General features: G+C 58.6%; 9 protein-coding genes, 1 tRNA gene and 1 pseudogene. 4 read left to right on the top strand and 7 right to left on the bottom strand.

Annotated elements, in window-relative coordinates:
* The first annotated feature begins 309 nt into the window (after window positions 1-309).
* Together EKD03_RS12880 and EKD03_RS12875 are read left to right on the top strand one after the other, a co-directional pair.
* Window positions 310-1,467, top strand: a complete 1,158-nt coding sequence (locus EKD03_RS12880; protein ID WP_129631368.1) for a hypothetical protein — start codon at window positions 310-312, stop codon at window positions 1,465-1,467.
* A 21-nt stretch (window positions 1,468-1,488) separates the two neighbouring features.
* Window positions 1,489-2,289 carry a universal stress protein gene (locus tag EKD03_RS12875; protein WP_129631365.1) on the top strand — a complete coding sequence of 267 codons (801 nt, stop codon included), beginning with the start codon at window positions 1,489-1,491 and terminating at the stop codon, window positions 2,287-2,289.
* Window positions 2,290-2,444: 155 nt separating this feature from the next.
* On the opposite strand, the gene EKD03_RS12870 is transcribed toward EKD03_RS12875, so the two are convergent.
* Together EKD03_RS12870 and cysK are read right to left on the bottom strand one after the other, a co-directional pair.
* Entirely contained in the window at window positions 2,445-3,449 is a 1,005-nt protein-coding gene (locus EKD03_RS12870) for a DUF4097 family beta strand repeat-containing protein (protein ID WP_129631362.1), read from the bottom strand.
* A gap of 97 nt (window positions 3,450-3,546) precedes the next feature.
* Window positions 3,547-4,476 (bottom strand): cysteine synthase A, encoded by a 930-nt coding sequence (gene cysK / locus EKD03_RS12865; protein ID WP_129631359.1) that lies wholly within the window; start codon window positions 4,474-4,476, stop codon window positions 3,547-3,549.
* Window positions 4,477-4,687: 211 nt separating this feature from the next.
* Between cysK and EKD03_RS12860 the strand changes: the two genes are divergently transcribed.
* Both EKD03_RS12860 and EKD03_RS12855 read left to right on the top strand, forming a co-directional pair.
* Window positions 4,688-5,260, top strand: a complete 573-nt coding sequence (locus tag EKD03_RS12860) for a hypothetical protein (RefSeq protein WP_129631356.1) — start codon at window positions 4,688-4,690, stop codon at window positions 5,258-5,260.
* 178 nt (window positions 5,261-5,438) lie between these two features.
* Window positions 5,439-5,512: transfer RNA gene (locus EKD03_RS12855), tRNA-Glu, on the top strand.
* Between the two features lie 99 nt (window positions 5,513-5,611).
* On the opposite strand, the gene EKD03_RS12850 is transcribed toward EKD03_RS12855, so the two are convergent.
* The 5 genes and pseudogenes from EKD03_RS12850 to rlmD all read right to left on the bottom strand — a co-directional run bounded on the left by EKD03_RS12850 (window position 5,612) and on the right by rlmD (window position 11,157).
* Window positions 5,612-5,887, bottom strand: coding sequence for a hypothetical protein (locus tag EKD03_RS12850; protein WP_129631353.1), 276 nt, complete (start codon window positions 5,885-5,887; stop codon window positions 5,612-5,614).
* A gap of 69 nt (window positions 5,888-5,956) precedes the next feature.
* Window positions 5,957-6,226: pseudogene (locus EKD03_RS12845) on the bottom strand (SPASM domain-containing protein); the annotation flags it as partial.
* A 35-nt stretch (window positions 6,227-6,261) separates the two neighbouring features.
* The gene (locus tag EKD03_RS19110) at window positions 6,262-6,450 is read right to left on the bottom strand and encodes a radical SAM protein (protein WP_420808803.1); all 189 of its coding nucleotides are present in this window, start codon (window positions 6,448-6,450) and stop codon (window positions 6,262-6,264) included.
* Window positions 6,451-6,625: 175 nt separating this feature from the next.
* The gene (locus tag EKD03_RS12835) at window positions 6,626-9,919 is read right to left on the bottom strand and encodes a protein kinase domain-containing protein (protein ID WP_129631345.1); all 3,294 of its coding nucleotides are present in this window, start codon (window positions 9,917-9,919) and stop codon (window positions 6,626-6,628) included.
* A 53-nt stretch (window positions 9,920-9,972) separates the two neighbouring features.
* The gene (rlmD, locus tag EKD03_RS12830) at window positions 9,973-11,157 is read right to left on the bottom strand and encodes a 23S rRNA (uracil(1939)-C(5))-methyltransferase RlmD (RefSeq protein WP_129631339.1); all 1,185 of its coding nucleotides are present in this window, start codon (window positions 11,155-11,157) and stop codon (window positions 9,973-9,975) included.
* Window positions 11,158-11,164 lie beyond the last annotated feature (7 nt).

The raw sequence follows: 11,164 nt of genomic DNA, 5'->3' as shown, positions 1-11,164 counted from the left end.
CATCGCGGCATACCGGTGGCCTCCCACCCCGCCCGTCGTAGGGGCGAAGCATCGCCCGCCATAAACCCCCACCTCGGTGGGTCGCCCACAGGCGATGCTTCGCCCTCGAAGCCCTCCATGAACCCCCACCCCGCCCGTCGTAGGGGCGAAGCATCGCCCTCCATAACCCCCACCGGAAGTGATGTTGCACATACCCTGAAAGCTGGAGAGCTGGAGTATGAAGCTAGACAACCGCGCTCCCAGCCAGATATAATGACCTTTTCCGGGGTGTACAACTGGCTTGGCAACGTCGCCACAAAGGAGGCCAGCATGATCGACGCAGATCGCTGCATCAACCTATCAACCGAGGTAGAGGTGAGTGAACCAGTTCCAACCAATGTTGATCCGACGACGCCGGTAGAACCACTCACCCTGAGTCGGATTCGTGTGGCTTTGGCGCGCATTGCCGCGCTCCTCTTGGGTTTGCTGCTCTTCGCCTTGGCGCTGGAGTTGCTGAAAAGAGGTGCGGCGGGCTATGGTCGCCAAGTCATCGGGCTGCTGAATGTTACCAGCCCCGCCAATGCGCTCGGTTTCGGCTGGCTGCTGGCCTACATCTTCCTGAGTGGCTCGCCCGTCGCGGCGATTGCGGTCTCGCTCTTCTCCTCCGGCACGCTCGATGCCTTGCAGACCTTCACAATGATCACCGGCTCGCGCCTAGGTGCGTCGCTGATCGTGCTGGTGGTCGGCTTCATCTACTACCTACGCGGTCACCAACGCGGCTCCAGCATCGCAATTGGGGTGCTGGCGCTGCTCGTCACCGCCGCAATCTATCTGCCCGCGCTGCTGCTAGGCTATTGGTTCCTCAGCACGCAACCAGTGACGATCATTCACGCCAGCGCGAGCAGCCCCCTCGCCTCGGTGATAGACCTGCTGATCGATCCCGTTGTCACCCTGATCACCACCTGGGTTCCCGCATGGTCGCTCTTTCTGATCGGGATTGGGGCGCTCCTCGCAGCCTTCGCGCTGCTCGACCGTGCCTTGCCGGAGATGAACGCTGAACGCAGCGCCTTCCGCCGGATTGGGCGGGTTGTCTATCGGCCCGTCTCGATGTTCCTGCTGGGAGCCGCGATCACCTCCGTTACCCTCTCGGTCTCGGTGTCGCTCTCGATCCTGGTGCCACTCTCGGCCAAGGGGATGGTGCGCCGCGAAAATACACTCCCCTATATCATGGGAGCCAACATTACCACCTTTATTGATACGCTGGTCGCGGCGCTGATCGTGGGGGGCGCGGCAGCCTTCACGATTGTATTGGTTGAAATGGTGAGTGTGGCGCTACTCTCATTTGTCGTCCTCATCTTCGCCTACCGTCCCTTCGCCAGTGGGGTGCTGCGATTACAAGAGTTTATCATCCGCGATAACCGTACTTTGGCGAGTTTCCTGGGGGTCATGTTGTTGATTCCGCTGCTGCTGCTACTGTTTCGTTTTTAATCCCATTGAGGTTAATCTTGCATGCGTATTGTGATCTATGCTGGCCCAGCGCCCTCGTATGGCGCGGTGATCGCCTTCTCCGCCCCGCTCCTACACCAAGTTGCGCGTGCAGTCACGCTGGTGAGTGGTGGTGGTGCGGGCAACGAAGCGCTGTTGCGGACTGCCCAGGCCGAGTTGGATCTACCCCCCACCATACCGAGTATCCTACGCATCCACGCGGGCGATGCCGTGGGCGCGCTGACGTGGGAGGCGGGGCTACACGCAGCCGACCTCGTGATCATTGGGCGGCTCCAGCCGAGTCTGCAACGGATCATCCTGGGGCGACGCAGCAAGCGGCTGGCCCAGCGGCTTGACGTGGCGGTGCTGCGGGTGCAAGGGCGTATCGGCCCGATCCGGCGCATCCTGCTCGCCAGCGGCGGTGATGCAGGCACCATCGCGCATGCCCGCTACCTGCTGCGGATCGCCAAACCACTCGGTGCCAGCATCACCCTGCTGCACGCCATCTCAGCCCAACCGCTCATCTTCGAGAACGCCCCGCCCCATGCAGATGAGTTCCTCAACGGGCCAAGCCCCGAAGCGGCGGTACTGCGCGAGGCCGCCGCGTTGTTGCGGGCGCAGGAGGTTGAGACCGAGGTGGTTGTCCAGATCGGCTCGGTGGTGGATGCGGTGGTGGATGCGGCCCGCGAGCACGATCTCTTGATGATCGGGGCGCACCGCATCTCTAGCCGACTAGATCGGATCTTGTTGGAGGATCTGGCCGGTGATATTCTCGATCTTAGCCCCATCCCGGTCTTGGTGGGCAAGCGCGAGGAAGTAGCGTAGCCCGTAGAGACGGCCCGGCGGGCCGTCTCTACGGGCTACGCCCCAAACCCCATTTTTGGTGTGTTTTGGCGGCTACGCCGCCAAAACACACCAAAAAAATATCTTCAGGGGCGGCTGCGCCGCCCCCGAACCCCCACCGGAGGTGAGAGGATAAATCAAGAATCCGAGCGTAGCTCCACATCCCCGCTCGCCGTACTCACCTGCAACTGCGCCTGTCCAGCCCCCACCACCGCCTGCAAACTACGCCAATCCTGCTGAACCTCACGCAGTTGCAGATCATATTCAATCGCGCCACTCATTGTAGTAACACTCAGCTTCAGATTGGCGCTAGGGCTAAACCGCAGATCAACATCGCCCGAAGTCGTATGAATCTGACCGCTGAACACCCCAACCACCTCTATATCCCCACTGGTGGTGTCGAGATCCAACAACGCCTCACGCAGATCGCGCAGATCAAGGTCGCCAGAGATGGATTCAACCCGCAGCGCCCCGCTGCCCCCCTCAATACGCACATCCCCACTGATCGTCTCGATCTTCAATCCTGGGCCAGCATCACGGAGCTGAAGATCGCCACTGGTGGTTCTGAGTTGAAGATCGCCCGCCACATCAACCAGGGTCAGTTGACCGCTGACGGTCTGGAGAATCCCGGTGCTACGTATGCCTTCGCCCGCCAGATCGCCACTGATCGTCTGCACATCAAGATTCATCCCTTCAGGCACACCGATTTGCACATCAGCATAGGGCGAACGACCAAAGAGGAACGGGACACCCCCATTATGGCGCACCTCCACACTAAGCGTCTCGCCCTGCTGGGTGATATGGAGATCAACCCGCTGCAATGCCGAGCGAGCGGAACTACTATTCCAGCCAAAGCCATGGCGCACCGCCGTCACCGTCACCTGATCACCATCTTCATCGTGCAGACTGATCTGATCATCACCCCCCCGCACCACCAAGTGGGTCGCACTAAACGACTGGGGCAGCGTGCTGGCTTCTTCTTCCACCAGCGCAAAGGCAAAAATCGCGCTGCGGCTAGTCAGCTCAAACACCAACCAGACCAGACCGAGCAGCAACAGTAAGCCACCCCAACGCCGCGACTGCGCCCCACGGTAGAAGGGTTCATCGGGCATTGGTGTGCGCGGAGGGGCATCGGTAGACATTGGGCGACTCCTTCCATCCAGTCATTCTAGCCATGTGACGTGGGGAATGGAGCCAGTGTTGCACATATGCCATATAGAGACACAAGATATTGCGTCTCTACTCCTCGTTATACAACGGCGTCGAGAGGTAGCGTTCGCCATTCGATGGTACCACAAACACAATCACTTTCCCAGCATTCTCAGGGCGCGCCGCTACCCACAGCGCGGCGGTAGCGGCTGCTCCGCTACTAATGCCCACCAATAAGCCCTCTTCTTTCGCCAAACGGCGTGCCATACTAAAGGCATCATCATTATTGACGAGAACGATCTCATCAATAATCCCGGTATTGAGCACATCGGGCACAAACCCAGCCCCAATACCCTGAATCTTATGCGGCCCCGGAGCACCCCCAGAGAGCACCGGCGAGGCTTCGGGTTCAACCGCAATCACCTGCAAACCGGGCTTGCGCGCCTTCAACACCTCACCCACCCCGGTGATCGTGCCACCCGTGCCGACCCCACCCACCAGAATATCCACCGTGCCATCGGTATCGTTCCAGATCTCCTCTGCCGTGGTCTTGCGGTGAATCTCCGGGTTAGCCGGGTTCTTGAACTGCTGGGGCATAAAGCCATTCGGCAGATCGGCCACCAGCGCCTCGGCACGCGCAATCGCCCCGCGCATTCCCTCGGCACCAGGCGTCAGTTCGATCTCCGCCCCATAGGCGCGCAGCAGCTTGCGGCGTTCAATACTCATCGTCTCCGGCATGGTGAGGATCAGACGATAGCCCTTGGCCGCCGCGACCAACGCCAATCCGATCCCCGTATTGCCGCTGGTTGGCTCGACAAGGATCGTCTCATCTGGCCGGATCTTACCCTCACGTTCCGCCGTCTCGATCATCGCCAACCCGATCCGATCCTTGACGCTCCCCGCCGGGTTAAAGAACTCCAGCTTGGCCAAGACGGTGGCCTCAGTCGTGTTGAGCCGATTCAGGCGTACTAAGGGCGTATTGCCAATCAACTCGGTAATATCCTGATAGATCCGCGCCATAGGGTCGCGCTCCTTTCATTACAGGCTAGGTCATCACATCGAGCCACCTGTGGTGGGGGGCGTAGCCCCAAGTGCTATTGCTCATGTCTTGCATTATTGTAGCGCAAATTAGATATAAAGTCAAGTTCTTAATAGAAATAGTTCAGTTTAAAGGGGTGCGGTATACTAACCGCTTGGAATACCCACAGCACAAATCCCAGCGGAGTACCGGATGCGCAGACCAATCATCTACAAGAGCCACCTTGCGGGCGGCGGCGAGCTTGCCCTGCGGCTGACCCGTTGTGCCGACACGTGGCTAGCCACCCCACCCGACGATGCGGAGCAAGCGCGGATTGCCGCTGCCACCCAGATCCTCAGCGAGCAACGCAGCCTCGCGCACGCATTGCACCAAGACGAAGCCGCCTTCAACACCTTCTGCCTTGAACTCTTCCGTGAAGCAACCTTTGCCCCGCTCCACATCAGCGCAACGCTCATTGGCAAGATCATTGCCAAATATGGCGAACCGCCCGTGGTCGAGTCGGCTGAGGATGAAGCCAGCTTCAGCGACTACCTGCGCCATGCGGTTCACTGCATCGCCACCCCCAACAACCGCCGCTTCCTCGCCACCCAACTGCGGCGCACCCTGCCGATCTACACCCAAGCTGAACGTTGGCACGAGGCCATCGCCATCGACTCCAACACCTTCCGAACCTCACTCGGCCACGAAGTGACCCCCTTCCTGGCCCAGATGACTCTGGCTGGCCTCGCCGACTATTATGATGTGATCGAGGCTGCCGAATCGTAACTGTTCACAGTTCTCCTAGCATTCCGATTTTGACGCAAAGGCGCAAAGCCTGCAACAACCCTTTGCGTCTTCGCGCCTTTGCGTCAAAACGAGGTTTCTTTTACCCCAAGTGTGAACAATTTCGGCGAATCGCCAACTTGATAGGAATCGCAACCCCTGCTATAATATCCCACGTTGCGCCCCCATAGTCTAGCGGCCTAGGACGTCACCCTTTCAAGGTGAAGATCGCGGGTTCGAATCCCGCTGGGGGTAGATGATTTGGTAGTGTGGCGCGGCTGTTGCCCCATACTCCACGCGAACGGCGGCTCTCATCTGAGAGCCGCCGTTCGTGTTTCTGCGAACAGGCTCCTCCTACGGGCACATCGGAGCCAGCGGGATGCTGAAGCCCGGCGGGGGATAGCGGCTATAGATCATCAGATCGCGCCCCAGGATGATCTGACCGGGGTTGTAGGCGTCGCAGGGAAGGAGCCAGATCGAGTAGACGTGCCCCGCAATCGGGGGGGTATCGAAACTCAGGTGACGCCCGTTGGGGTTGCGGGTGATCAGGAAGCCGCTCAGCCCGCACAGGCTGAGCAGCAGCACAAGACCGAGGCTGAGGGCGATCAGCACGGGGCGGGTGGGGGGCATTGTGGATACCTTTTTCCTGTTCCGAGACAAGGTATGCATTGTCATGGGTGATGTCCCACATCTATAATATTATACCGAATGGACCCAGCAGCCAGGATCGGCACGGAAGGGATCGCCGGTTGTGGCATAGGCCAAGCAATGCAACCCGCCCCGGCAGTGCTGGGCAAAGTAACACCCTTGGCACTCGGTGCTTATCCGCTGACGATCCCGCAAGCTACTGAGGATTTCACTCTGATAGTAGAGTTCGGCCAGGGGTGTCTTGCATAGGTTCCCCACAACTATGGGCATACGCCGACATGGATAGAGATCGCCATTCGGTTGCACGGTGAGCAAACTATCGCCAGCGGTGCAGTGGTAGGGTGTGCCGCCGCCGACTAAGAAGGTGTGCCTTCAATACTGACTTGGACAAACCTGGGGTGGAGGGCTTGCAGGCGCTGGGTAAGTGTGGCATCAATCAGTGTGCCATTGGAGAGTAGGGCAAAACTGTAGCGCTCTCTCTTGGCCGCAATGATCTTAAGGAGTTGAAAGAGATCCTTGTAGACGAAAGGCTCGCCGCCAGTGATGGTAATATGTCCACGTACATGTGGATGAGTATTGCTGCGATTTCAACTTTCAAGCAGATCTTCATCCAGATATGCAGATACCCATCAAAGGCATCGGTGGTGGCTAGGAGATCGTGTGAGAAGGTGGGAAATCTCAGAGTTCTCTGGGTATCTGCTCTGTTAGTTCAGCATGATCTCATGCCATTGCTGGATCGGCACCTAGTGTAGCAAGACTCGCATGAGCCTCTGCGCAGAGTCGCTGGCCAGCATCGGTATCACCAGCAGCCACAAGCGCCTGGCCATACCAGAGGCATGTACGTGCGAGAGGGTACGTAAAATGATGCTCGGCAAGGATAGCGCGGCTCTGTGCAAACGCATTCCAGGCAGCGGCGTGATCACCACTCATGTAATGGACACGCGCCAAGACCCGCCGACTCTCAGCTTCATCAAGGGGAGATTCTTGTTCTATGGCGAAGGCCAGGGCTGCCTCAGCCGCCGAGTGCGCCATGCTGGAATCGCCTTGAGCCAGCCAGATCTGGGCATAGCCACGCTCAATCTCGGAGAGTTGGCCATCTACCTCAATCTCTACACTCAGGGTTTGCGCTTGGCTGAAGAGATTTCTGGCCTGCGCATAGCGTTTCAGGCGTAAGGCGAGATCCGCATAACTCGTGAGGATATAGATCTGATGCTCATGCAGAGCACATGTGCAGGTTCGCTCCAGCAGATGCTCAAATCGCTCTTCTGCCCGTGCTGTCTGGCCGCGTGCCATCTCCTGAAGTGCAATACTGAGTTCAATCTGCACCTGGGTACTAACACTGCCATACTGCTGTGCCAAACCAAGGACTTCGTGGTAATCGGCGAGTGCGCCGTGCCAATCCCCCGCATCCTCACGTGAGATGCTGAAATTGTGCCGAATAGCCACCATCTGCCACATGTCATGGGTGTCACGAGCGAGTTTGAGCGCTGCCTGGTAATACCCCACCCCGCGCTCCATATCACCCAACTTGCAGTAGGCGATCCCAAAATTATTGAGCGCCTTGATGCGTAGTTGGAGCGGGATCTGCGTATTGCGCAAGTGCGGTTGTTCGTCTTCAGGCGCAAGCGGCATAGCACGGTGAAGGTGGGTTAACCCTTTATCATGGACATTATTGCCAATATAGATCGAACCAGCCCGAATATGGAGGGCTGCTTCATCGGCCACTGATTGCCCATTACTTAGCTCCAGTCCGTTATCTATCCAGTGCAAGGCTTGTCTGGGATCGGTATATTCGAGCAGGTTGGCAAAATCGCGACAGATACGTATCTTCCAGCGCCACAGATCTTCGCTTGCGGGTAGGGCATCCATCTGTTCATGTGCCGCACGTAAGGCATTCAGGGCAGCTTCACTATTATCGGCTCGCGCATACAACTCACCACGCACAATAAGGAGCTGCACCCACTGGCTCGGCTCAAGGCGAGGAGGGTGGGCTTCTAATCTATCGATTAGGCGCGCGAGTAGCGGAGCATAACCCTGACTGAGCAAGCTATCTATCTCGCTCATGATCAGCCCGATGGCCTTGGTAATGGCCCCTGCTACGAGATAGTGCAGCGCCGCCCGCATCGGATCAGGCTCATCGGTGCGGTAGTATTCGGCAGCCCACCGATTCCAGAGCAGGCGTCGCCGTAGCATAATCTGGTCAGCGTAGAGGTCTTGCACGGCTGCGTGGAGGGTGTACGCTGGCCCTAATGGGCTCTCTCTGCGCTCCAGCAGGTCTAACGTTTCCAGATTGGTGAGAATCGCAGCGAGATCAAGCTGCGGATTGTTGATCATCGCAGCAAGGATCGTAGCCCGACTATAACGATCAGGGAGCAGCACCAAGGCATGGATGACGAGGCGCTCATGTTGATGCAACAATCCATCAATCACACGCACGAGAGTCAGGCTAATAGGTTGCGGAGTGGCTAATTGTGCCAACATGGTTTCGAGGTCGGCCCCCCGTTTGCATGCCGCAATGGCTTGTTTGAGTGAGAAGAGGTTGTCGCCCACGGCTCTATGCAGGCGCTCTATTTGTGTTGGCGCAAGCCCCGGCGCATGGATCTGAAGGAATTGCCTCCCATCTACAACCGGATTTGCGTCGAGCCTGATTGACGCCTCTGCGGCAAACTCCGTGAGCATGCCACGCGCACTGGCCAAAATGGTTACCTGGCCTTGGGTTGCCTTGTGTACCAGATTCACGAGTAACTGCTTACTACGCAAATCACCAAGATCAAGGAGATCGAGATCATCAAGGCAAAGCAGATAGCCGTGATTGATTATGTGTTCTATGAGATAGGTATTGATCAGATCGGGAGGCAAGGGCAGATTCTTGCTCTCTTCGGTCATCTGAAACTGATGCCACAATTCGGGTGATCCATGGTGGGCAAGAAAGAGCGCAAGTTCACTCACCAGGAGATCAAACCCTGAGCCACGATCACAACGGTACCAGAAGATCTGGGATGTGGGCCAGTGTTGGGCGATCTCGGCCATGAACATGCGCTTGCCCGTGCCACTGATTCCGGTTAAGAGTGCGCGGTGGTGTGTCTGCACCTGATCAATGATCTGGCGCACTCGGTCTGGTCTCCATACCAAGCCTGCTGGCTGGGGGAGGGGGAATCTTGGTGGCGGGAGGGAGATCGGGCAATGTTCGATCATGCTATCAAGCGCGGCCAGGAATGATTGTGCGTCTGGGCGCTCATTCACATCCACGCTCAAACCAGCATCTACCAGTGCCATGACTTCTGGTTGAACCGCAATCTGCCCCTGCACTACGAGTTCCCAGCGATTCTCGCGCACTCCTACTTCTTCACCCGTAATGAGGGTGTAGAGAGTGGCTGCAAGCGCGTAGACATCTGAACGTGGCTCGGCCTGACCGCGCTCCTGTTCGGGTGGCATGTAGCCACGGGTTCCGGCGGTTGGAATGGCGGTACGGAAGGTGTCGCTTGATTGAAAGGCGTGGGAAATCCCAAAGTCAATCAACCAGGCACGCCCACGCAGATCACGGATGATGTTGTCGGGCTTGATGTCGCGGTGCAGTATGGGGTTGGGTGTGTGTAGGTGCATATAGACCAACGCCGCACATGCATCGCGGATGTAACGCAGAGCGTCGTTCGTTGCTAGGCGGCCTTCAGGTTGGGCATTAACGAGGGTAAAGAGGGTTTGGCCTTCGATATAGCGCAGAACCAGACACGCTTCATCCTCAAGGTAGTCGTAGATTTCAGGGATGCCATGAAAACCCGGAAAATTGAGTTGAAGTAAGAGGTGTGCCTCGGCCTTGAAATGTTGTTGTGCTTGGTGCTGCGCATCGCTATTCCAGTTCGGATCGTGTTTCAACCGCTTCACCACCACTGTGTGGCCTAGCCGACGATCATAGGCTCGGTATGTCTGGCCAAAACGGCCCTGACTCAACCAGCGTTCAACCTGGTAACGCCCATTAGAACCGAGGAGTGTACCACGGGAGAGTTTGGGTTCCATGTGTCTTCTCCTTCGATGATCCGAGCGAGCCTATGATCGTCTGTAGTTTATGATTACTCCAACACCGCCAGCACCTCCACATGTGGCGTGTGCGGGAACATGTCGTAGCCGGTGAGGTGGCGCAGCCGGTAGTGCGCCCCCAAGAGGCGCAGATCCTCAACCAGGGTGATCGGGTTGCACGAGACGTAGACGAGGCGCTGCGGGGCGATGCGCAGCAGTTCGGCGCACACCTCCGGCCCCAATCCGATGCGCGGTGGATCTACCACTGCCACCGGCCACGCCGCCGGGGCTTGCGTGCGCAGGTAGCTCAGCACGTCCTGGTTGATTGCCTGGAGGTTCGTTACGCCCTGGGCCGCACTGTGTTGCGCGGCCAGCGCGGCGCTCTCGGCCACCTCCTCGACACTGATGACCTGGCCGACCTGGGGTGCGAGGTGCATGCCGATGGTGCCCACGCCACCGTAGAGATCGGCGACGCTCGCTACTGGCCCGACCGCGTCGCCCACGGCGGCCAGGAGTTGATCGAGCAGGTGGACGTTATTCTGGAAGAAGGTGTTGGGGCCGATCATCAGGTGGGTGGCCCCGACGCGCATGGCGAGGGTTTCGGCTCCCCAGTGGCGTAGCGGGCTGCCAAATGAGAGATCGGTGCGGGTGTTGTTGAGCAGCCAGTGGAACCCGACCACCCCCGGTTGCGCGAGGGCGGTGCGGGCCAGTTCTTCCACCTCGTCGGCGTAGGGGCCTTCGGCGGTGACGATGGCGATGAGCACCTGATCGTCGGGGTTGCGCCGCACTACCACATAGCGCAGGAACCCCGCGTGGCTGCGGATGTTGTAGTCAGGGAGACCCAACTCGTTGGCGCGTACCCAGACCGCATGCGCGGCGGCGAAGGCCGCCGGGGGGATGAGGTGGCAGGTGCTCAGTTCGATGATGTAGTTGAATTTGCCACGCGCCCGCAGCCCGAAACGCCCCTTGGTGGCCACGTAGTCCATGCGCGTGCGGTAGGTGTACGGGTCGGGCGACCCGACCACCTGAAAGGTGGCCGGGTCATACCCGATGCCACCCAGATCTGATGCGTCAAAGAGGCGCATCAGCGCCTCGGTCTTGGCCGCGATCTGGGCGCTATAGGCGCGATCTTGGTAGGCGCAACCGCCACACTCGTGGGCGTGCGGGCAGCGTGGCGCAATGGTTTCACCGGCACGCAGCAGATCGCCCACGAGGTTACGAAATTCTTTAGAACGCATGCCGATC

The sequence above is a fragment of the Candidatus Oscillochloris fontis genome (assembly GCF_004138135.1).
GTDB classification, from domain to species: domain Bacteria; phylum Chloroflexota; class Chloroflexia; order Chloroflexales; family Chloroflexaceae; genus Oscillochloris; species Oscillochloris fontis.
The sequence above is the reverse complement of the archived record's forward strand: the minus strand, read 5'-3'. Positions and strand labels throughout refer to the sequence as shown.